At 32.3% G+C, this 23,373-nt stretch carries 20 protein-coding genes; 10 read left to right on the top strand and 10 right to left on the bottom strand.

Annotation, left to right across the window (positions count from 1 at the left end; translation table 11 throughout):
- Positions 1-139 (bottom strand): class I tRNA ligase family protein (locus RMO70_RS14775; protein WP_310557253.1); only part of this gene is annotated, 139 nt, incomplete at its 3' end.
- Between the two features lie 439 nt (positions 140-578).
- Here RMO70_RS14775 and RMO70_RS14780 point away from each other — a divergent pair.
- Positions 579-1,535, top strand: a complete 957-nt coding sequence (locus RMO70_RS14780) for an LD-carboxypeptidase (RefSeq protein WP_409025094.1) — start codon at positions 579-581, stop codon at positions 1,533-1,535.
- 39 nt (positions 1,536-1,574) lie between these two features.
- Complete coding sequence (locus tag RMO70_RS14785; RefSeq protein WP_310557210.1) at positions 1,575-1,934, top strand: YraN family protein; 360 nt, start codon at positions 1,575-1,577, stop codon at positions 1,932-1,934.
- A gap of 56 nt (positions 1,935-1,990) precedes the next feature.
- On the opposite strand, the gene RMO70_RS14790 is transcribed toward RMO70_RS14785, so the two are convergent.
- The gene (locus RMO70_RS14790; protein WP_310557211.1) at positions 1,991-2,356 is read right to left on the bottom strand and encodes a helix-turn-helix transcriptional regulator; all 366 of its coding nucleotides are present in this window, start codon (positions 2,354-2,356) and stop codon (positions 1,991-1,993) included.
- A 106-nt stretch (positions 2,357-2,462) separates the two neighbouring features.
- Between RMO70_RS14790 and RMO70_RS14795 the strand changes: the two genes are divergently transcribed.
- The 4 genes from RMO70_RS14795 to RMO70_RS14810 all read left to right on the top strand — a co-directional run bounded on the left by RMO70_RS14795 (position 2,463) and on the right by RMO70_RS14810 (position 7,050).
- The gene (locus RMO70_RS14795) at positions 2,463-2,696 is read left to right on the top strand and encodes a hypothetical protein (RefSeq protein WP_310557212.1); all 234 of its coding nucleotides are present in this window, start codon (positions 2,463-2,465) and stop codon (positions 2,694-2,696) included.
- Between the two features lie 106 nt (positions 2,697-2,802).
- A complete protein-coding gene (locus tag RMO70_RS14800; protein ID WP_310557213.1) occupies positions 2,803-3,588 on the top strand; it encodes a GLPGLI family protein in 786 nt (261 codons plus the stop codon).
- Between the two features lie 61 nt (positions 3,589-3,649).
- Positions 3,650-4,435, top strand: coding sequence for a GLPGLI family protein (locus RMO70_RS14805; protein WP_310557214.1), 786 nt, complete (start codon positions 3,650-3,652; stop codon positions 4,433-4,435).
- Positions 4,435-7,050, top strand: coding sequence for a carboxypeptidase-like regulatory domain-containing protein (locus RMO70_RS14810; RefSeq protein WP_310557215.1), 2,616 nt, complete (start codon positions 4,435-4,437; stop codon positions 7,048-7,050). The genes RMO70_RS14805 and RMO70_RS14810 overlap by 1 nt, the downstream gene beginning before the upstream one ends.
- Here RMO70_RS14810 and mfd read toward each other — a convergent pair.
- The 3 genes from mfd to RMO70_RS14825 form a co-directional block, all read right to left on the bottom strand.
- Positions 7,047-10,334, bottom strand: a complete 3,288-nt coding sequence (gene mfd / locus RMO70_RS14815) for a transcription-repair coupling factor (protein WP_409025095.1) — start codon at positions 10,332-10,334, stop codon at positions 7,047-7,049. The two genes, RMO70_RS14810 and mfd, sit on opposite strands and share 4 nt — an antisense overlap.
- A gap of 155 nt (positions 10,335-10,489) precedes the next feature.
- Entirely contained in the window at positions 10,490-12,169 is a 1,680-nt protein-coding gene (locus tag RMO70_RS14820) for a T9SS sorting signal type C domain-containing protein (RefSeq protein ID WP_310557217.1), read from the bottom strand.
- Between the two features lie 21 nt (positions 12,170-12,190).
- Positions 12,191-12,802 (bottom strand): hypothetical protein, encoded by a 612-nt coding sequence (locus RMO70_RS14825; RefSeq protein WP_310557218.1) that lies wholly within the window; start codon positions 12,800-12,802, stop codon positions 12,191-12,193.
- A gap of 127 nt (positions 12,803-12,929) precedes the next feature.
- Here RMO70_RS14825 and RMO70_RS14830 point away from each other — a divergent pair, with 127 nt between their 5' ends.
- Positions 12,930-13,883 carry an L-threonine 3-dehydrogenase gene (locus RMO70_RS14830; RefSeq protein WP_310557219.1) on the top strand — a complete coding sequence of 318 codons (954 nt, stop codon included), beginning with the start codon at positions 12,930-12,932 and terminating at the stop codon, positions 13,881-13,883.
- A gap of 17 nt (positions 13,884-13,900) precedes the next feature.
- On the opposite strand, the gene RMO70_RS14835 is transcribed toward RMO70_RS14830, so the two are convergent.
- Positions 13,901-14,392 carry a nuclear transport factor 2 family protein gene (locus RMO70_RS14835; protein ID WP_310557220.1) on the bottom strand — a complete coding sequence of 164 codons (492 nt, stop codon included), beginning with the start codon at positions 14,390-14,392 and terminating at the stop codon, positions 13,901-13,903.
- A gap of 125 nt (positions 14,393-14,517) precedes the next feature.
- On the opposite strand from RMO70_RS14835, the gene RMO70_RS14840 reads away from it, so the two are divergent.
- The 3 genes from RMO70_RS14840 to RMO70_RS14850 all read left to right on the top strand — a co-directional run bounded on the left by RMO70_RS14840 (position 14,518) and on the right by RMO70_RS14850 (position 17,424).
- Positions 14,518-15,282 (top strand): exodeoxyribonuclease III, encoded by a 765-nt coding sequence (locus RMO70_RS14840; protein WP_310557221.1) that lies wholly within the window; start codon positions 14,518-14,520, stop codon positions 15,280-15,282.
- 25 nt (positions 15,283-15,307) lie between these two features.
- Positions 15,308-16,270 carry an OmpA family protein gene (locus tag RMO70_RS14845; protein ID WP_310557222.1) on the top strand — a complete coding sequence of 321 codons (963 nt, stop codon included), beginning with the start codon at positions 15,308-15,310 and terminating at the stop codon, positions 16,268-16,270.
- A 119-nt stretch (positions 16,271-16,389) separates the two neighbouring features.
- The gene (locus RMO70_RS14850) at positions 16,390-17,424 is read left to right on the top strand and encodes an NADP(H)-dependent aldo-keto reductase (protein ID WP_310557223.1); all 1,035 of its coding nucleotides are present in this window, start codon (positions 16,390-16,392) and stop codon (positions 17,422-17,424) included.
- Here the strand turns inward: RMO70_RS14850 and RMO70_RS14855 are convergent, their stop codons facing one another.
- The 4 genes from RMO70_RS14855 to RMO70_RS14870 all read right to left on the bottom strand — a co-directional run bounded on the left by RMO70_RS14855 (position 17,425) and on the right by RMO70_RS14870 (position 23,354).
- A complete protein-coding gene (locus RMO70_RS14855) occupies positions 17,425-18,804 on the bottom strand; it encodes a PQQ-dependent sugar dehydrogenase (protein WP_310557224.1) in 1,380 nt (459 codons plus the stop codon).
- A gap of 13 nt (positions 18,805-18,817) precedes the next feature.
- Positions 18,818-20,365 carry a T9SS type A sorting domain-containing protein gene (locus RMO70_RS14860; protein ID WP_310557225.1) on the bottom strand — a complete coding sequence of 516 codons (1,548 nt, stop codon included), beginning with the start codon at positions 20,363-20,365 and terminating at the stop codon, positions 18,818-18,820.
- An 85-nt stretch (positions 20,366-20,450) separates the two neighbouring features.
- The gene (locus RMO70_RS14865) at positions 20,451-22,088 is read right to left on the bottom strand and encodes a DUF4139 domain-containing protein (protein ID WP_310557226.1); all 1,638 of its coding nucleotides are present in this window, start codon (positions 22,086-22,088) and stop codon (positions 20,451-20,453) included.
- A 90-nt stretch (positions 22,089-22,178) separates the two neighbouring features.
- Complete coding sequence (locus RMO70_RS14870) at positions 22,179-23,354, bottom strand: VWA domain-containing protein (RefSeq protein ID WP_310557227.1); 1,176 nt, start codon at positions 23,352-23,354, stop codon at positions 22,179-22,181.
- Positions 23,355-23,373: the final 19 nt, after the last annotated feature.

Below are 23,373 nucleotides of genomic sequence, written 5' to 3' on the forward strand. Positions count from 1 at the left end.
CATCTTTTCCTTGCAGTCGCAAATAGCGTGCATAAATGTCTGATGGCACATAAACACCGGCTAAATGCCCAATGTGAATAGGCCCGTTTGTATATGGCAAAGCTGCCGTAATCGTATATCTTTGTGGATCTTGAATCATAAATCAATTAAAAATTAAAAATTAAAAATTACGAATTAAAAATTATAATTCGTTTTCATAAAATGAAATGCAAAAATAAGCAATAGAATTTTTATTTGGAGCTTTTTCCCGCTTTACACTTCAATCTTTTTTAAATTATCCACTTCGACAAGCTCAGTGTGACAATTTAAAAAAGGATTTCCGTTTCAATCGGGGCTAGGGTATTCCGTTTTAATTAAAAAATCTGTGTAAATCCGCAAAAACAGGATATGCAATTCAGAAAGATTTCACAAAGACATTAGGATGAAAATTATAAAGGTTAATGAGTCTTTGCGTTTTTTCTTTATGAAACTTTGTGAAATCACTTTTTAAAAACACATTGTAATCATTAAAATTAGGGTCATCAGAGTTTCAATACATAAATAACTTTTATACATTTGTAACAATCGTATTTCAAAAAATGAAAAAATCTTTTACAATCTTATTTCTATTATTCTCAACTTTTATTCATTCACAAACCAAAATGATAACACCACCTTATTTAAAAAAAGGCGACACCATCGCTATAGTTGCCACTGCTAGAAAAAATATAGACGATAATTTGAAATTCGCTACTGATTTGTTGCAAAGTTGGGGCTTGAATGTAAAAGTGGGTTCAACAATAGGACTTGACTTAAATCAGTTGGCTGGAACCGACGAACAACGCGCCAAAGATTTTCAAGATCAAATGGACAATCAAAACATTAAAGCCATTTGGTGTGTTCGTGGTGGATACGGAACGGTGCGAATGTTAGATTTGTTAGATTTTACTAAATTCAAACAAAATCCAAAATGGATTATCGGATTTAGCGATGTGACCGTTTTGCACAACCATTTGAACACAATGGGTTACAAATCGATTCACGGGATAATGCCAGTGAGCTCTAAAGCGACTGAAGAAGCGAAAGAGTCGTTACGAATTTCGTTGTTTGGAGAAAAATTGAAATACGAAATCGACACACATTCTATGAATAAAATAGGAAATGCGTTGGGCGAATTAGTAGGCGGAAATCTATCGATTTTATATAGTTTAATGGGTTCGCCATCGGCAATAAATTGCGATGACAAAATTCTTTTTATGGAAGATTTAGACGAATATTTGTACCATATTGATAGAATGATGATGAATTTACGCAGAAATGGTTGTCTGGAAAGCATCAAAGGAATTATTGTGGGTTCGATGACCAAAATGAAAGACAACGACATTCCTTGGGGAAAAGATGCTTTGCAAATCATTGAAGATGTGACTAAAAAATACAATATTCCAGTAATTTATAACTTCCCAGCAGGTCATATATCAGACAATCGCGCTTTAATTATGGGAAATAAAGTTTCGATTAGTGTGGATTCGGTTTGTAGTAAAGTTACTTTTGAATAGATTTTTCTTTCGTCGAAATGACAAAAATCAGTAATTATTATGGCAGAACACAACGAACTTGGCAAACTTGGCGAAGAACTTTCGGTTGAATTTCTTCAGAAAAACGGTTATGATATTTTGGAAACCAACTGGACTTTTCAGAAAGCCGAAATTGACATTATTGCCCAAAAAGGGAATATTCTAGCTGTAGTTGAAGTAAAAACCCGTTCTAGTATCGATTTTGGTTCGCCACAAGACTTTGTAAAACCAGCAAAAATTCAACTTTTGGTTAAAGCCGTTAACGAATATGTAATTTCAAATGATTTAGATCTAGAAATTCGTTTTGACATTATTGCCATTAGTAAAGAGGGTAAAAAATTTAATATTGAACATTTGGAAGATGCGTTTTATTATTTTTAAACCATCTCCATCAATTCTAACACTTTTCAGATTATTGAACGATAAACGAAGTATAATTATTTTGTGTTTTTCAACAAATTTTCTAGTTCTTTAACACGAAGATCCTTTTGTTTATTGTCTTCTATGAGTAGTTTAAGTTGTTCGATAATGTTTTCTGGAAAATTATTCACAGTCTCAATATTAAATGCAATTGCACCTTGATTTGTTTTAACTCTATTAATCTGTTTACCTTCTAAAAAATATTCAAAATCAACATCAAACTCTTTACATATTTTATCCATTAAAAGAAAATCAAGTTTCTTGACAATTCCATTCTCAATGTGCGATAATGAGGTTTGTGAAATGCCTAAAATTTCTGCTAAATCTGGTTGAGACATTTTTCTTTTTTCTCTTAACTTTTTTATTTTGTATCCTACATTCATAAATTTATTGTTTATCCAATATGGATTATTGCTTTTCCAATAGGTAACAAATATACTTTTTTTAAAATTTGCATCTAAATTATTCAATAACATAATTCAAAAAACTATGAAAAAATTTCTTTTAGTATTGTTTCTTTCCGTAGGAGCAACTACATTTGCTAGTACTGGAAAAGTTGCAACAAAAATCGTTAAAGTTAAAACTACAAGTGAAGTAGTTGCAAAACCCGTTTATTACAGAACATCTTGTGGTGGAGTTGATTTCGGATTTTGGGCTGGTAGTGCTTCTCAAGCTGTTGCTATAGCTAGTGGTTTTTGTGCTGGGGGTGTTATATCGCACTAGTAATTTATAAATAAATTACTAACTATTTAAATTAACAAGTTAAAAAAATCTTTTTGGCATCTTTTTAGCTTGTTTCTTTTTTTAATATTTAAAATACGAATGTTATATGAATAAATTTAAATTGTTTTTTGTTTTTTTAATCACCTCATTTTGTTTTGCTCAAAATGCAACGGATAAGGGGGTTGTATTATATATTCAAATAGAAAGTCCACACATAGGAGGAAAAAATGGGCCTGCTGAAAAATCCAGTTTGGTATTTAACAAACTAGAATCCAGCTATGCTACCAGAAAAGATTCGCTCAATAATTTAATTGCTCCAGAATCGAAAGATAGTTACGAGAACAAAGACGGTAGTGTTGTAGTCATGAATATGGGAAATTTAATGTCCTATAAACACGGTTTTCAAGTATACACTTCCTTAAAAAAGGATACCGTTTGGAGTAGTTGGAGTTGGGATAAGTTTGCTTACGTGAAAGAGAAAAAAGCGACTATTAACTGGAAATTGCTTGCTGAAACTAAAAAAATAGGAAATTTTGAGTGCCATAAAGCCAAAGCATTTTTTAGAGGGCGAGAATATACAGCTTGGTATACTAACGAAATTCCTGTTCCTTTCGGACCATGGAAACTACAAGGATTACCAGGACTTATACTAGAAGCCTATGATACTGACGAAAAATTTTATTTTTGTATGCGTAAATTAGAGTATCCTACTCAAAATCCTACACCAATATCAAAAATAATGCTGGAAGCAGGTAAAAAATGGTTTACTGTAAAAGAATATTTTGATTGGTGCGATAACAACTTACTTAAAGTCTATGAAAAAGGAATACTTCTTGGAGTTGATATGGTAAAAGATTCTAAAGAAGATCTTTTCAAAGAATTTATGGAATAATGTTTAAAAAAGTTATTTTTGATTTTTTTAGCCTACAACTAATTTTAAACAGTAATACTTTATGAATAAATTTAGATTTATTTTTGTTTTTTTGATTGCCTCATTTTGTTCTGCTCAAAACGCTATAACTAAAGGAGTAGTGTTTTACAGTCAGATAGAAAGCCCACATATTGGAGGAAAAAATGGACCCGTTGAACCGTCTTGTTTGGTTTTTAATAAATTCGAATCCAGTTATGTAACTAGAAAAGACTCGATAAATAACTTAATTGCCACAGAATCAAAAGAAAGTTATGGGAATAAGGAGGGTAGCGTTGTGGTACTAAATACTGGAGGGGTAATGTCCTATAAACATGGTTTTCAAGTTTACACTTCATTGAAAAAAGACACCGTTTGGAGTAGCTGGAGTTGGGATAAGTTTGCTTATGTAAAAGAAAAAAAAGCAGTCATTAACTGGAAACTGTTTAATGAAACAAAAAAAATAGGGATTTTTGAGTGTAAAAAAGCTATAGCTTTTTTTAGAGGACGAGAATATACCGCATGGTATACTAATGAAATCCCCGTTCCTTTTGGTCCATGGAAATTACAAGGGCTACCAGGTCTTATTTTAGAAGCCTATGATACTGATGAAAAGTTTTATTTTTGTATGCAAAAATTAGAATATCCTACTAAAAACGCTGCTCCAATATCAAAAGTTGTATTGGAATCAGGTAAAAAATGGTTTTCTGTAAAAGAATATTTAGCGTGGTGCGACAATAATTTGCTTGCCGCATACGAAAAGGGGATATTGTTGGGTATTGATGCAATAAAAAATACCAAAGAAGAACTTTTCAAAGAATTTATGGAATAATGTTTAAAAAAATAATTTTTGTTTTTTTATTTCAAACGTTAGTTTTTTCCCAAGAGATAAATATATCGGGTTTAGTAAAAGATAATTTAAACAGAGGCATTGTAAGTGCTTCTGTTTTAATTTTAGATGAATCCAATGCCACCATTGCATATACATACAGCAATGATTTAGGATTTTTTAATTTGCGTTTTACAAAAAGGAATACAATCTATAGAGTAGTTGTTTCCAGTTTGGGATATCAAAAAAGGGAGTCTGAACTTTTAATTTCTGAAAATAATATGAAACTTAATGATATTATTTTAAATGAAAAAATGGAAACGCTTACAGAAGTATTAATTGAAAACAAACCTATAAAAAAAGAAGGAGACACAACAACAATTAAAATTGCTAAATTTATTAATCAAACGGAGCAAACCATAGAAGATATATTAAAAAAAATTCCTGGAATTGAAGTTCAAAAAGACGGATCTATCAAGGCTCACGGGAAGTATATAGATAAACTTCTGGTAGAAGGAGACGATATTTTTGATAAAAACTATAAACTATTATCAAAAAACCTAGATGCAAAGGTTTTAGATGCTGTTCAAATTTTAGATGATTTTGAAGACAATCCTATTTTGAAAAATATGGTTAGTTCAAATAAGGTTGCCATTAATTTAAAACTCAAAAAAAATAAAAAGAACATATGGTTTGGAAATATAAATCTTGGAGCTGGTGTGGTTTCTGAAAACCGCTGGAAAGAAAGTATTAACTTAGGTTTATTACGAAAAAAAGTTAAACTTTTTTATTTTGCTGATTACAACAATTCTGGTGAGAAAGCAACAGATTTGATGATCGAAAACATAAATAACAATAATTTATTTGGTGAAGATCGTTATGAGAAAAAGACGAAACCATTTTACAACATCAGCAGTAACGAGAACAATACGTTTAGCAAGTCTCAAAGTATTTTTAATAAAGCACTATTGAATTCCTTAAGTTTTACAACAAAGCTGCAATCTAATCTCACTATGAGGGGACAGAGTTTTTTTACAAATGATAATCAAATTCAAGATTCATTTCTAGAAACAAAATACAACATCGATAGTACGCCTATCGTTTTTTTGGAAACAAATAAATATAACGAAAAAAAAACAGTAGCAGCAGTTGAAATAGAATTGAAATATTATCCAAACGTCAAGAATTATTTTACCAATTCGTTTATTTATAGAAACAATCCAAATACTATTTTTAGCAATACTATTTTTAACAATAGTCAAATAAATCAGTCTTCAAAAGTAAAAAATCAAAGTATGTATAACCATCTATATCATACTTTTAAAATTAGTAAAAAAAGTATACTAAATAATTATTTGTATTTTGGTAATGATAAATTGGTTAATAGGAATAAACTTTTATCTCCATTTTTAAATGATTTTTTAAGCGTTAATAATACTAGTGTAAGCAATCAAACTTTTGATCACCATCTATCTTATTTTGGATTAAAAAGCAAAATAATTTCAAAACATAAAAAAATAAATTACGTATTAGATTTTAATTCTGAAAACAATTTTGAGACAGTTAACAACGATTTGATAATTAATAATTCTAATAGAAATGAATATGAAAACAGACTAAACTTAAAGCAAAATATCCTATCGATAGGAAATAGTTTACGATACAGTTTTTCCGAAAAAATAAATTTAACAACAAACGTAAATTATATTTACAACAATTTTGATGTGTACTCTAATAAAGGTAGTGTTTATTTATTTAATCCTCAAATATCGTTGAATATAAAAGACAAAAGTCTTGGTTTTTTTCTTTTCTCAATCTCAAAAAATAGTAAGTTACCAGAAATTAATTTTTTAACGAATAATTTTGCATTAAACAATTATAATGGTTTTACGAAAGGAACTACATTTGATAAAATAACTAAAAACATTTCATATTTATTAAGTCACTCCTTGTTGAATGATGAGAAAAGATTCGCAGTTAATACAACAATTTCTTATGTTGATGTAAAATCCACAATAGGAAAAGAAAGTGAAATTAATGAAAATTTCACTTTTTCTAAATATATGTTAGTTAATGGCGCTAAAAATCATAGTATTAATTTTAATTTTATAAATTACTTTAGAAGTTTAAAGTTGTCAGTAAAAATTGAGACTAATCAAGCTTTTGGTATCAACCCAACAAAAGTAAATGATGATGAATTTGTAAACCTTAAAACCTACTCTGGAAATTACAAGTTTTCAGGAAATAGTTACTTTAGCTTGCCTGTTAACTTTGATTTTGGATTAACATATAATTTTTATAAATCTAGCTTTAAATTTATAAATTCAAATAATATAACTAAAGATGCATTTTTTAATTTAAATTATAAAATTTCAAAAACCTGTTTAGTGGAATTTAATAGTGTATTTTATCAATTAAATAGTGTTAATTATTCTTTTTTAAATACGGTTGTAAATTATACACCTGTGGCAAGTAAGTTGTCTTATAGAATTCTATTAAATAATATTACTAATGAAGATAGTTTTGCTATATCAACACTAGATAATTACACATCAAGTACATCCAGTATCAAACTAATTCCAAGATATTTGCTTTTGAATATAAAATATAGATTCTAAACCATCTCCATCAATTCTAACGCTTTTTTAACACTTTTCACATTCTCGAAAGTCAATAACAATCGCAAACCGTTTTTGGTTTCTTTCTCTTTCATTTTACAAAGTTGAGGTTGTTTTTGTACAAATTGCAATACTTTATGGAAACTGTTGGATTGGTAATAATCACTTTGCTGGTCGGAAACAAAATAACAGATCATTTTGCCTTGTTTGAGGATGAGTTTCTCGACGCCCATTTTGGTGGCAATCCATTTGATGCGTAAACTATTGAGTAAGGCGATGGCTTGTTTTGGTAACGCTCCAAAACGGTCAATCAGTTGTTTTTCATATTCTTGCAAGCCATTTTCATCTTTTATAATCGCTAAAGCATTGTATAAAGCCAGCCTTTCGGTTACACTATTGATGTAATCGTCTGGAAAAAGCAACTCAAAATCGGAATCTATTTGTAAATCTTTTACATATTCTTTTTCGGTAGTATTTTCATCATCAGAATACAATTCTTTAAACTCGTTTTCTTTGAGTTCTTCGATGGCTTCGTTTAGTATTTTTTGATAGGTATCAAAACCTATTTCGTTTATAAAACCGCTTTGTTCACCGCCCAATAAATCGCCTGCACCACGAATTTCCAAATCTTTCATAGCAATATTCAACCCACTTCCCAGTTCAGAAAATTGTTCCAGAGCTTGAATTCTCTTTCGAGCATCATCCGTCATTACAGAATAAGGCGGACATATAAAATAACAAAATGCTTTCTTATTGCTTCTTCCCACACGACCTCGCATTTGGTGCAAATCAGAGAGTCCAAAATTATTGGCATTATTAATGAAAATAGTGTTTGCATTAGGTACATCTAAACCACTTTCGATGATGGTTGTAGCAACCAAAACATCAAACTCACCTTCCATAAAAGCGAGCATCAGTTCTTCGAGTTTCTTACCATCCATTTGTCCGTGACCAATTCCAACTTTGGCATCAGGCACCAATCGTTGAATCATTCCAGCCACTTCCTTTATATTTTCTATTCTATTATTAATAAAAAACACTTGTCCGCCACGTTCAATTTCGAACGAAATAGCATCGCGAATGGTTTCCTCATTAAAACCCACTACATTAGTTTCGATAGGATATCTGTTGGGCGGCGGCGTTGTGATGACTGATAAATCTCTTGCTGCCATTAGCGAAAACTGTAATGTTCTCGGAATAGGTGTTGCGGTTAATGTCAGCGTATCCACGTTTGCTGTAATCATTTTGAGTTTGTCTTTGACATTGACACCAAACTTTTGTTCTTCATCAACAATAAGTAATCCTAGATCTTTAAAAATTACGTTTTTGCTCACCAACTGGTGCGTTCCTATAATAATATCTACTTTTCCTGATTCTAAATCTTTTAATGTTTCGGCTTTTTGCTTAGCGGTTCTAAATCGATTTAAATAATTGATAGTAACTGGCATCTCTTTTAACCTTTCAGTAAATGTTCTGTAATGTTGGTAGGCTAGAATGGTTGTTGGTACCAAAATAGCGACTTGCTTGCCATTATCCACAGCCTTGAATGCTGCACGAATAGCCACTTCTGTTTTCCCGAAACCTACATCGCCGCAAACCAAACGGTCCATTGGACGATCGCTTTCCATATCGGTTTTTACTTCTTGAGTAGATTTGAGTTGGTCTGGGGTGTCTTCATAAATAAACGAACTTTCCAGCTCGTGTTGCAAATAGCTATCAGGTGCAAAAGCGAAACCTTTGTCTAATCTTCGCTTGGCATACAACTGAATTAGGTTGAATGCAATGTGTTTTACTCTGGCTTTTGTTTTTTGTTTTAATGCTTTCCAAGCACCAGAACCGAGTTTGTAAATTTTGGGTGGCGCACCATCTTTCCCTGTATATTTTGAGATTTTGTGTAATGAATGAATGCTTACATACACAATATCATTGTCGGCATATGCCAGTTTTATAGCTTCTTGGGTTTTGCCTTCGACTTGTATTTTTTGTAGTCCACCAAATTTTCCTATTCCGTGGTCAATGTGTGTCACATAATCTCCAACTACCAGTGAAGTCAGTTCTTTGAGCGTTATGGTTTGTTTTTTTGAATACCCGTTTTTGATGGAGAATTTATGGTATCGTTCAAAAATTTGATGATCGGTGAAACACGCTATTTGGTTTTCTTCATCAATAAAACCTTGATACAATGGCAAAACAATGGTTTCGTATTGCTTGGCAATGGTTTCGTGATTTTGTTCGTCGAGACTCTCAAATATATCATCAAAGCGTTTTGCTTGTTGTGCATTAGAACAAAAAAGATAATTCTTGTATTGATGTTCGTGATTTTCCTTCAAATTATTCAATAACAAATCGAATTGTTTGTTGAAAGAAGGTTGCGGTTTAATATGAAATTCGAAATTTTCCGAAGCTCTAAATGTGGGTTTAGAAGCCAATTCTATGACACAAAAATTTAAAGCTTGCTTTATAAATGCTACCTGATTTAAAAATAATTGTTCAGGCGAGGCGTGCTTGATGTCTTTATTTAACTTCTCAAAAGTTTCTTCGGCTTTGCCAAATAATTTATCCAAATGAGTTAGTAATAAATCGGTGTTTTGAATAAAAATAGTTGTTTTTCCGTTTATATATTGCAAAAAACTCTCTCGATTTTCTTGTAAAAATTTATTTTCAAAATTGGGAACAACAGCAATTTTCTGCTTTTTTTCGATAGAAAGCTGTGTTGCCACATCAAACGTTCTAATACTATCGACTTCGTTGCCAAAAAACTCTATTCGATACGGATTCTCGTTCGAAAAAGAAAACACGTCTAATATTCCGCCACGAACAGAGAATTCTCCCGGTTCGGTTATGAAATCCACACGTTTGAATTCATATTCAAATAACACTTCGTTGATAAAATCGATAGAAACTTGATCGCCAACCGAAATTTTTAAAGTGTTTTTCTCCAACTCTTTTTTAGTGACTACTTTTTCAAAAATAGCTTCAGGATAGGAAACAATAATGGCTGGTTTTTGACGAGAATTAATTCGGTTTAAAACTTCCGAACGTAGTAAGATATTTGCATTATCAGTATCTTCAATCTGGTAAGGTCTTCTGTACGAACTTGGATAAAACAAGACGTCTTGATCGCCTACGAGCTGTTCTAAATCGTTTAAAACATAGGCGGCTTCTTCTTTTTCGTTGCATAAAAGCAAAAAGGAATTTTCGCTTTTTTCAAACAAAGCTTGCACCACAAACGAAAGAGATGAACCTATTAATCCTTTGATATGAATTTTGTTATCGCCTTGAATTGCTTTTGAAACAGCAAGCGTTTTAGGATTTTCGCTATATTTTTGGGTAATGATTTTGGTGCTCAATGGAAATTATTTTATGCAAATATACCTTGACTTTTTAAGCAAAAAAAAATCCTCTTGTACTTTTTAACAACAACAGTTTAATTAGAAATTTAGAAAATTAATTTTTTAGAAACTATCTGTCCGTTTTCTAATTCGGTTTTAACAATTAAAGCTTGATTTTGTTTTGCTACTTTTGAAATAAAAAATTTGTTTAAGTTACTATTTTTTTGTTCAAAAAGCAGCTGTCCCAAGATGTTGTAAATCTGAATGTTTTTTATTTTAATCAGAGTTGAATTAATTTGAATTTCATTATCTTTTGAAGTTACATAAACTGAATTTGAATTTGTAAAAAAACCATTGTTAGACAAAGTTGGATTAACATAATGAATTTTAAATCTGGAATTAAACGTCCCAATAGCAGTATTAAAATTATAAGATCCATTTTTTAAATTATGGAAAACAGCTAAAGTGGTGTCTTCTAGAAAAATATCCTGTGTGTTAAAAAACGCATCCGTGTGATCAATACTAATATTAAAACTATCAGCAATTGTAGAGGAATATCCTATGGGAACAACATCGTTTATGTTCCAAGGATAAGAGCGTCCTTGAACAGCAAATGCATCATTACCAATTAAGGAATAGAAATTAATAGAGGTTCCAGCTGCGGCACCAGCATCAATGCCAAAATCATATCCATTAGTGGCATTATCTTGATAGCCCAACGACATTTGTTTAAATGCACCTCCTATGTTGGTCATATTTAACCAAAAATAATAATTCAATGGTGGGTTTTGAATACTAAGATTTCCAGTTCTAAAAAATTGAGAATTAAAATTAGCAACTCGCATCGAGTTGTTGAAATTGATAAAACCTGTTGTGCCTGATGATGCAAAAAATCCTTGACCAGCGGCAATATAATCGCCAGGAATTGGATCACCCAAATAAGCAGCTGTTCCTGAAGTTTGTGTTCTTATGGCATAATCTGCATTTGTAAATACATTGTTTGTGATGCCAGTTTTATGTGTCCAAAAATACATAGGGCCAAGATTGCTATTTGCTGCATACAAACTGGGAATGCTAATGGCTGATGGATATGGATTTCCTATTAAATTACTATTTTTTAAAGCTAAACTATATGCATTTACCGAGGCAGAATAGTTACCGTTATTTGGAGTTCCAACGAATTCTCCGTTGAATGTTTGTTTCGTCGCAGTATAATTTTCCGGAGCACGAATTACATATCCTGTAGTAGGAAACATAGTGTTGTTAGGACTTGCAGAAACATAATTATTAACTAATGGATCTGCATTGAATGTATAATACCTATCGCTTCTAGTTAAAGGTGAAAACCCTACTAATGTCTGATTTGTAACTGGAGAGCCCCAATAGGTGTATTCGTATTGTTGCATTGGATTTGCATCTCTTTTATAAACAATGTTATCAGTATTGATTATAGAAGCATTAATTTGCAATAAACTAGCATTATTTTCAAAAATCAGTTTAGAGTTGGCTCCAGTTATAGAAATATTATCTTGCACAGTAAGTGTGTGTGGACTTATTCCGCCTTGAATTATAACTACGGCATTATTAGATACTGTAATTGACTTGGCAGTAATGTTAACTGTTGAGGTATAATTTGCAATGAAAAATACATCTTTTGTACTATCAGGTTCATTATTATCCCAAGAACCATTCCAAGTTGTTGTTTGGGCTTGGATTACGTTCGAAAATAGAACCAGCAACAACAAGATGCGTATTTTACAGTATTTTTGCGTGTAATTTTGGGTCATAGCCTTTAGGTTAGATAGGAATTATTTATATTGTTGGTTTTCAATCGAATTGATATCGTTTTTCATAGGGAGTACTTCTTTAACTCCTTTTAAAGAATTTAGCATTTCACTTTCTCCTTCTTCCAATTGAATGTTACCCCTACGAACGATTTCTTCTATCTGATCTTGAATACCAATTACTTCAATATTCAAATCTGAAATTAATAAAAGTACTTTTTGTTCAGGAATTCGATTTAGATTTATAAATGTATGTAAGGCTTTAACTTTAGTGACCATTGCCATTATTCGGCTTTTAATTTGCGGTTTGTTTAGTTTTGCTGGAATCGTATTGGATAAAACCGCTGCTTTTTGAACTAAACTTTTTGTTTTTCTTTGAAAAGCGCCAATAGTTCCTTTGGGTTTTTGATTTAATTCTGAAGTAAACAATCTCCATTCGTTCCAGTTTGTGGTTATGGCTTGTGATTCAGGCGATAGATTTCGTGGGGAAAAGCTCCAAGCATTGTTAATGTTAGTAAAAACCAAATTTTTTTGTTTGGATGCTTTTAAAATTTCTACTTGATTGATTTTAGTATCGTCCTTACAAGACAAAAAACTAATGAGAATCAATAGGCAAAAGGACAGTTTTAATTTCATATTTTAAACCTAAAAATAACTAAAGTAGCAAATGTAGTTATTTTGTTTTTTGGTTTCTTAAATCTGTTAAAGTTCTTAACGCTATAATTTACGAAAACCTTATCTTTGTGCATCAAGATTTCAAAAAATGGAAACAAAAATATTAATTATAGGTGCTTGCGGACAAATAGGAACCGAATTAACACATAAGTTAAGAGCTATTTATGGAAATGAAAATGTAATAGCTTCAGATATTAGAAAGCTAAACAATGATATTGTTAACGAAGGAGTTTTTGAGGTTGTAAATGCTTTAGATTACAATCAAATCGAGCATTTGTTAGAAAAATATCAAATTACAGATGTGTACTTGATGGCGGCATTATTATCAGCAACTGCCGAAAAAAATCCAGCTTTTGCATGGGATTTGAATATGAATTCACTTTTTCACGTTTTGAATTTGGCGAAATCTGGAAAAATAAAAAAAATATTTTGGCCTTCAAGTATCGCCGTTTTTGGCCCTACAACACCACGAGAAAATACGCCACAATATACCATTATGGAACCTTCAACGGTTTACGGAATTAGCAAGCAAACTGGGGAACGCTGGTGTGAATATTATCATACACAATATGGTGTTGATGTTCGAAGCATTCGTTATCCAGGTCTAATTTCGTGGTCAACTCCGCCAGGTGGAGGAACTACAGATTATGCTGTAGATATTTATCATAAAGCCATTACGGACGGAAAATTCACATCGTTCTTGTCTGAAAATACAGGATTGCCTATGATGTATATGGATGATGCGATTAAGGCAACAGTAAGTATTATGCAGGCCGATGGAGATAAAATCAAGATTAGATCTTCGTATAACTTATCTGGAATGAGTTTTACTCCTGCTGAAATTGCAGAAGAAATCAAAAAACACTTCCCTAATTTCACTATTGAATATGCCCCAGATTTTCGTCAGAAAATTGCGGACTCTTGGCCTGCTAGTATTGATGATGCTGAAGCAAGAAAAGATTGGGGTTGGAAAAATGATTTTGATATGGAGAATATGACGGTGGAAATGATTAGTAAACTAAAAGAGACTGTTTACAAATAAAAAAACGATTCGTTTTTTTATTTTTTAAATTTCTCAATAATTGGATTTTCAATACTTTCTTTTATTTTAATTACTTGATTTGTAACTTCATTTGGAATGGTCATAGACAATACATAATGTTGAATTTTCCATTGTGAGCTCACTTTAATCATAACTCCAGAACCACGACAAATTTTCATTTGTGTGTTTAATAATTCGTCAAACCAAGCTGTTTCTTTATCTTTAGAAATGTAAATATGTCTTTCTAATGCCGTAAAATTCCACGCTTTTCCTTTGTCAAAATACGGTTTTGCAAATGCCATAAAATCCTTTTTGTTCCAGTTTTCGGTGGCGTCTGTACCTATATAGATTGCGTCAGAAGTCATAGCATTCATATAGTCATCAAAACGGGCTTCGGCAGCTGCTTTGTGCCAAGAATCTAGAATGTTATTAATTTGAATTGTTTCTTCGGTTTGTGAGAAGCAAAAAAACGTTGTCAATGTTAGGAATAATGTGAAAGTATTTTTCATTAGGAATCAATATATAACAATTTTATGTAAATATACACAATAATGATTTTTGTCTAGTTAAATTAAATAATTAAGGAGTAAATATCCCTTTTTTTATTACTTTTGAAAAAAAGTAAAATCGGATTATGAAAATCATTTCATACAATGTAAATGGAATAAGAGCTGCAATCACTAAAGGTTTTTTAGACTGGTTGCAAAGTGCAAATCCAGATATTATTTGTCTGCAAGAAATAAAAGCAAACGAAGATCAAATACCAGTAGATGAAATTACCGCAGCTGGGTATCCATATCAATATTATTTTTCGGCACAAAAAAAAGGATATAGTGGTGTGGCTATTTTGTCAAAAACAAAACCTAACAATGTGGTTTTTGGAACAGGAATTAAACACATGGATTTTGAAGGGCGCAATGTGCGTGTTGATTTTGATGGGATTTCGGTGATGAGTTTGTACTTACCATCAGGAACAAATAGTGACAGATTAGATCATAAATTTATGTTTATGGATGATTTTCAAAATTACATTAACACACTCAAAATAGAATTCCCAAATCTCGTTATTTGTGGTGATTATAATATTTGCCATCAGGCAATTGACATTCACGACCCCATTCGAAATGCAAAAGTTTCAGGATTTTTGCCCGAAGAACGCAGTTGGATAGATGGTTTTATGAAATCGGGTTTTGTGGATAGTTTTCGTCATTTTAATAAAGAACCACATCAGTACAGTTGGTGGAGTTACCGTGCTGGCGCAAGAGGCAATAACAAAGGCTGGCGAATCGATTACAACTTGGTTAGCGATAACTTAAAACATAAAATGACAAGAGCAATCATATTGCCTGAAGCAAAACACTCTGACCATTGCCCAATTATGGTTGAAATAGAAGATTAATAATAAATTAGATAACATTAAAAAAATGATTAAAAAACTCTCACTAGGATTACTCCTTTTAGCCATAACAACATCTTGCGTATCTAAAAAAGTATACGCTGATTTAGAAAACAAATTGACCGATTTGAAAAAAGAAAATCGAACTCTTGCTGATGAAAATGAAGCATTGAAATTAGGTAAAAATCAATTTGAAACAGACAATGCGACTTTAAAAACGGAACTTGAAAAAGCAAAATTAGACCGTGACAAATTGGCAAATGAGTACACTGCTTCTGATAATAACTTTAAGGCTTTGCAAAGTGCTTACAGTGCTTTAGAGAAAGATAGCGGCGAAGCGTTGCAATCGAATTTAGGTAAAAACAGGGATTTGTTAGCACAACTACAAGCTAAAGAGAAGGCATTAGCTAGCGAAAAAGACCGTTTGGCAAAACTAAATGCAGATTTAAAAGACCGTTCTAACAGAGTTAACGAACTTGAAGTTTTGATTGCTGCCAAAGAAGCTGCAATGAAAAAACTGAAAGAAACTTTGTCAAAATCATTAAAAGCTTTTGAAGGAAAAGGATTGACGATACAACAGAAAGACGGGAAAGTATATGTTTCTATGGAGAACAAATTGCTTTTTGAATCGGGTAGTTGGGCGGTTGGTGCTGAAGGAAAAAAAGCTGTGGTTGTTGTAGCAAAAGTATTAGGCGACAACCCAGATTTATCGGTTTTAATTGAAGGTCATACCGACAATGATAAATTCTCTGGTGCTGTGGGACAAATTGAAAACAATTGGGATTTATCGACCAAACGTGCTACTGCAATTGTAAATATAATGGGTGAAAATGCCAAAGTTAAAAAAGAAAATCTAACGGCTGCAGGTCGTGGCGAACACTCCCCTTTAATGAGTAATGATACTCCAGAAGGAAAAGCAAAAAACCGTAGAATCGAGATTATTCTGACTCCAAAACTAGATGAGATTTCTAAAATGTTGAATGAAATATAAAAGGTTCTAAAGCACAAATTTTATAAGGTTCTAAGATTTTCTTAGGGCCTTATTTTTTAAAAAACTTTGTACCTTTGCGCCTTTGTCACCCTGCAACTCTAAACCTCAGAACCTTCAAAATGAAATACACAACACTCCCAAACACCAACATAAAAGTCAGTAAAATATGCCTTGGCACGATGACTTTTGGGGAACAAAACTCTGAATCTGAAGCGCACTCGCAATTGGATTTTGCTTTTGAAAGAGATGTCAATTTTATAGATACTGCCGAAATGTATCCTATTGCTGCTCGAAAAGAAACGTTAGGATTAACAGAAAAATATATTGGTAACTGGTTTAAAAAATCGGGTAAGAGAGATAAAATCGTTTTGGCAACTAAAATAGCTGGCCCAAATCGCGGCATGGGTTACATAAGAGAGGATTTGAGTTTTTCTAAAAAAAACATCATTGAAGCTGTTGACAAAAGTTTAGTCAATTTGCAAACCGATTATATTGATTTGTATCAAATGCATTGGCCTGAACGGGTTATGAATATGTTTGGTCAGCGTGGTATTTGTGATATTGATTTAAAATGGCAGGATTCTATTTTTGATGTTTTAACTACTTTTGATGGATTAATAAAGCAAGGGAAAATAAAACACATAGGAGTTTCTAATGAAAATTCTTGGGGAGTGATGCGCTATTTGATGGAAAGTGAAAGGCACAATTTGCCTAAAATTGTCACCATTCAAAATCCGTATTCGTTATTAAATCGTTTGTTTGAAGTAGGGTTATCAGAAATAAGTATACGCGAAAATGTAGGTTTGTTGGCTTATTCTCCTTTAGGCTTTGGATTTTTATCTGGAAAACATTTATCCGGAGTTAATGCTAATTCTCGCATTGGCTTGTTCCCTCAATTTACAAGATATACTAACGAAAATTGTCATAAAGCTACAAAATTATATCTAAATTTAGCTCACGAAAATGGATTGACATTAACCGAAATGGCCATTGGGTTTGTAAACCACCAACAATTTGTAACGTCAACAATTATTGGAGCAACCACTTTGGATCAACTAGAAGAAAACATCAATTCAGAACTAATCTTATTATCGGAGACTATTATTAACGAGATAAATAAGATTCAAGAATTAGTGCCAAATCCTGCGCCATAATTATTCAATCACTAATTTATGAGTGGAAATAGTTTCTCGATTGTCTTTAATATTCATAAGATAGAACCCGGATGCTAAAGCTCCTGTATTGATTGTATTTTTTTGAATGTTTTCCGTTTTTTGTTGTGCGATAATTTTCCCATTCAAATCAAAAATGGTTACTTCTGTTGGAAAACTCCCTTCAGATTTTTCCACATAAACTTGATTTTTTGAAGGATTGGGATAAATTTTGTATCCGTTTTTAGCAAATTCTTGGACTGCTAATGAAGTGTCAATAATTCTATAAATAGTTCCATTGCCTATATCTCCAATATAGAGTTCACCAGTATTGGTTTCTCCAAAAGTAACAAAACTTCGACCCGCAAAATCTTGTGAATAAGTCAAAGTACCCACAGCGTTAATAATTCCTATTTTTGAATTACATAAATCGGTAAAAAGATATTTATTTTGCAAATTTGGATAAGTAGAACCCGTATAAACATATCCTCCTGTTATTGAACAGTTATTGTCAGGAGCAGAATGTGTAGGAGCTGCAATAGGTGCATAAGTAGCAGATTGTGCAACACAACCAGAAGTAATAGCACCTATATCTCCCTCGTAGCATCTCCAACCAAAATTTGCAGTTGTAGGTAAAGGGCTTGGAATTTTATTCACTTCTTCTCTAGCGTCTTGACCAACATCGGCAATCCATAAGTCGCCATTCAATCGATTGAAAGAAAATTTCCAAGGATTACGCAATCCAATAGCCCAAATTTCGTCATTTCCAGCTATGCCTACATAAGGATTTGTTGCAGGAATACCATATTGCAGCGCCCCAGTAGTCGAATTAACATCTATGCGAAGCATTTTACCTAAATTTTCATTAATATTTTGGGATCTATTTTCAGGATCATTTCCACTGCCACCATCGCCCATACCTATATATAGATAACCATCAGGTCCAAACTTGATACTACCACCGTTATGATTCGCATATGGCTGATTAATGGTAAGTAATATATTTCCAGTAGCATTTGCTACATCTGGATTTGCACCTACTCCAGAACTTCTAGAATATCTTGCAATTACTGTATTTCCTGATAGATTAGTATAATTCACATAAAAAAATCCATTGGTTACATAATTAGGGTGAAAGGCAAGTCCTAACAAACCCCTTTCGCTATTGGTTGTTACTAATGATGATAAGTTTAAAAAAGGAGTAGCATTAACTGCTCCAGCTGCATTAATAACTTTAATTCTTCCGGTTTTTTCCACTACAAACAAACGAGTATCACCAGCGTTTTCTATATCAACAGGTTGGTCAAAACCTGTAGCAAAACTTTGTATGTTTATGGTTTGTGATATCCCAAAAAAAGGAATGAGTAATAATAAATATTTCATAATCAATAATTTTTTAATTAACAATCATCTTTTTAGATTTGGTATAATAATCGGTTTTGATTTTGTATAAATATTCGCCAGGTTTTAGAACTTGATTTTTTATAGTCAAGATGTGTTTTCCTTCAGGATATTTTTTGTTGGTTACATCTTGTATTTCTTTACCAGACAAATCAAATATTTTTACAGAAACGTTACTTTCTTTATACAATTTAAACGAAACATAACTATCGCTATTGCTAGGATTGGGATAATTTGAAATTAAATTTTCTTCAGAATTGTTTTTTTCAAATTCAGGAGTATCTAAAGTGCTTTGAGACACCAAGGCTGTCCATATACTTTTAACACTACCATCTTGTCTGCCCCAAATAGGTCTAATAACGCCATTGTGGGCTGAAATATTGCTATAATCTCCAAAGAAAACTGTGGATGATGGAATAAATGGAGTAGTGCTTATTTTTGTATTTGTAAAATTCTCACCTCCATCTATAGAATGTGCTAAATAAACATCAGTATTGTTGTCCGTATGATTTCTTCGGTCATAAAAAACAATATAAATGTAACCGTTAGTTTGATCTACAGTCATCCAAGAAAAAAACTGATGTTTTCCTGTCGTATCATTATTAACACGTTTTGAAGCACTCCAAGTCACACCTCCATCGGTTGATTTTTTTAGGAATATATCGGTATCGTTAACACCATTACTTTGATCAGACCAGTTTATGTAAATCGTTCCGTTGTTAGCACCTCCACTTCTGTCACAGTCTGTGATTGGAAAACCATTGGTTCTATCTACTCCAGGAATTGTAAAATCCCATCGATGCGTTGGTAAAATAGGAATCTCAGTGGTAGTCCAAGTAGTACCTTGATTTAAAGATTTTTTGAAAACAATTCCAGCTGGTCCAGTCCAAGAAACATATATTTGTCCCGCTGAGCCAACTGTTGGTACAGCACCTTCAGTAGTATCACTTTCATCCACACAATTGCCATCTGTATTGTTTATTTTTAAAGCAGTCGACCAAGTAGATCCAAAATCAGTCGATTTGGAAAAACGAATATTTGATTTATCTGACGGATTGCTACTACCATAGACATCAAACTCCGTCCAAGTTACATAAATATTATTTGTAGAATTATCAAAAATCGCCCATTGTTTGTCTTGTGCTTTGGATCCATTAAGTCCCATAAAAGTTCCAGTACTCCAAGTTAATCCGTGATTAGTGGTTTTTTGACAAACAATCCGATCTATCCAACTTCCTGAAGTGGGAGGATTTGATAAATGAAAGAAATAGAAATTATTGTTGTTGTCACAAATTATTGCAGGATCTCCCCAAACACCATAGGCAGAAGTTAATGTTTTTCTTGACCAAGTTGCACCACCATCGTCACTTTTGTAAACATTATTTATATTACTTCCTGCAATAAGTTGATTGGTGTTGGTTGGATTTATACAGATTGATGGTTCTGTTGGATTGTTTACATCACTTATCTTTACATTTAGTTGTCCAAGACATAATGTAGTAACTAATATAAATAAAAGAATGTATATTTTTTTGAAAATCATACGAAGTTTAGTTTTTAGTAAATATAAAAAAAATAGCTACAATTTCTTATAACTATTTAACTTTTAATTGTTTATTAACGCTTGTTTACAAATTTCCAATTACTTGATCCTTCGGATATCTGACTTTATAACTTATTCTAATTTTCCTAGTCTCACTAGGTTTGAGTTGCAATTGCCAAGTTAGAATTCCGGTTTCGGTATTTATTTTGGCACCATCACTTTGCAATAATTCAATTTCAATGGCGGTGTCTGTACTTAACGGGTATTGATCTTTTAGCAACAAATCGATAGTTTCTTTCTTGTTGTTTCTTATAGTGATATCGTAGGTGAATGTTTGTTCTTTTTTGGACGATAAAAATTTAGTTCCTGACTTGTCCACTACTTTTTCACGTTTTATAGACACTTTTTTATCTCGACCCATACTTAAATTTAAAGTATCTGCTGTTTGCGACGGATTAATAGTTGTTTTACCCACATACATACCTTCAAAAATAATATTGGCTTCGCCTGGCAAGAGATTGTATTTTGAATAATCTGCAATTTCTGCCAATAAAAATGCTTCTTTTTCTACTTTTGGCACTGCATAATATTTATAAGATGCTGGAAGTTTGATATCTTTCAGAGCAACGCTATGTACTTTTCCGTTCGAAAGAATATCGTAAGGAATATCTATGTCAAACGAAATATTAAGCTGATTTTCAGCAACGGTTGTATATTGAGAAATTGATTTTTTAACCATTGGGGCAGGCGCAGACTCAACTATCATTTCAAGATTGGCTTCTTTATTTTTTCTTGAAGATTGCAATTGATTTCGTTTATCCATCTGATTCATATAGCCATAAGCATTTTGATTTTCGCCATAGCGTAAAAACCAACTGCTTAATAATGGTGCTTGATTATTCTGATTTGGGTTTCCTGATGACAGGGTTAACTTGACTTTTTTCCAATCGACACCTGTATTTTGAATCACTTGTGCTTTGTACAACATATTGATAGGATCTTTCACGTTTTCGACCCTTAAATCATAAAAAGGAGACCAAGTTGCTGCATTTGAAAGATACGAAATCTCAAGCGGCACATTGCCTGCAACATCGCTCATAACTTGTACAATGAGTTTTCCTGACGATGATTTTTCTTCTTTGTTGGCGTCGATTTCGAGTTTATTACTTAATTTTTGAAGTGTTTCGTTTAGCTTTTGTTCTTTCTCTGAAAGTGTGTTTATATTATTGGTCAACTCGGTATGTTTTGCCTTATAATAATCAACCATTTTCATTAATTCCAACACATTTAATCCAGAATTTACGCCAGAAACTTGCTGGTTTTTATCTAATAAGTCTAATGTCTTTGCTTCAGAATTTTTTGCGTTTGCTACTTTCAATATTTCTTTTTGAACGAGTTTAATACTATCACGTACTTTTTTGATGGCTGGCGATTTGTCATCAATTTCGTATTCTGAAATATAATCGTTTGTAAACTGCACCGAAAGCACTGTTAATGTTGATGGTGCGCCTATTTGAACTGAACTTTCATTCAAATCGTTGGCTACGTTTTTAATCACGATTTCGCTTGTTCCTGCTGGAATTATTGCTGATGCGGTTTGCGAAATTTCGGCAGCATTAAAATAAACAGTTGCCGATTTGACTTTGGCTGTTGTAAAAACTGGTTTTTGTGCTAATGCAATTATTGAAAATAAACTTGATAAAACGAGGAATAATTGTTTCATAATGAATTTTTTAAAATATAAATTTAGGGTTTTTTACCGCTAATTCACGAATTTCTTGTTTAAAATTAGCAAATTAGCGGTAAACCCTTTTTATTTTTCAACCGTATATCCTTTTACTTTTGCAAAAGAAACTATAGAGGTGCTTATAGCATTACCTAAATCATCTTGAGACTTGGTTTTCTTAGCTTCTTCATCAATATAAGCTTGGCGTTTTTTAGACAATTCTCCAATTTCTTTTTGAACCGTTTCGCGCTCTTTGGTTTTTTGGTCAACAATTACCTTTATCTCGTCTTTGGTTTTGTTTTGCAATTCGGCAGGAAGTTCTTCTTTTTTAAGTTTTCCGATGGCTTCTTTGTCATATTTAGCTTTATCGACTAAATCCCAACTGTCATTTTTATAAGCAGACTTAGATTTGCTTACCGCTCTAGCCGCCATATTAGCAGACGAAATCGTTTTGGCATTATCGTCTTCTTTCATTTGGCTGCGTTTTTTTTCATAACCTTTAGACCCATAATTAATATAAGTATTGTTCATTCTATCATTGCATTTAGTAATTTCAACATCATAAGGCGTAACTATATATTGAATTACCTTGTTTGAATCGATGTTAAAAAATTTGCCTTTTCCATAATCGGCGCCATCTTTCCAGTGGGTGTTTACGCCTTCGGTTTGGTTTCCGCAGAAAATAGTGTTGATGTAAATGTCATTTTTCAACGCATCAGAAATGGCTTCTTTATAATTAATGCCACCTTGATTAAAGGCTTCGTTGCCACACACATAAATCAATTTCATATTGTTACTATCTTTTCCCCAAACGAGATTTTTGGTGGCATCTTGAATTACCGCGCCACAATATTCATTACCACCATTGGTTTTTAGCGTGAATAGTTTTTCTGAAATCAAATCTAAATCGGTTGTTAATGGAGCTACTTGACGAATAAAATTGGTCGTTGCCGAAAGACCATCGTTTCCGTATTCGTATAAGCCAATTTCTATTTCGGGAGTTTTACCATTATATTTTAAAGTAGTCAACGTGTTTACAATATTCCAAAGTCGCGATTTGGCTTGTTCTATCAAACCATCCATACTATTGGAAGTGTCTAATAAAAGCGCCACCTGAATTTTGGTGTTGCCATCAGCAGTTGGTTTTTCGATAGCTGAAGTTTCCTCAACATTATTAGCTATTGGTTTAGCGTTTGAATTTTGACAACTTGCCAATGAAATTACTGTTGCTAGAATTGTTGTGATAAAAATTGATGTTTTCATATCTTCTATTTTTTATTTA

The sequence above is a fragment of the Flavobacterium sp. genome, from assembly GCF_031422135.1.
Lineage (GTDB): Bacteria > Bacteroidota > Bacteroidia > Flavobacteriales > Flavobacteriaceae > Flavobacterium.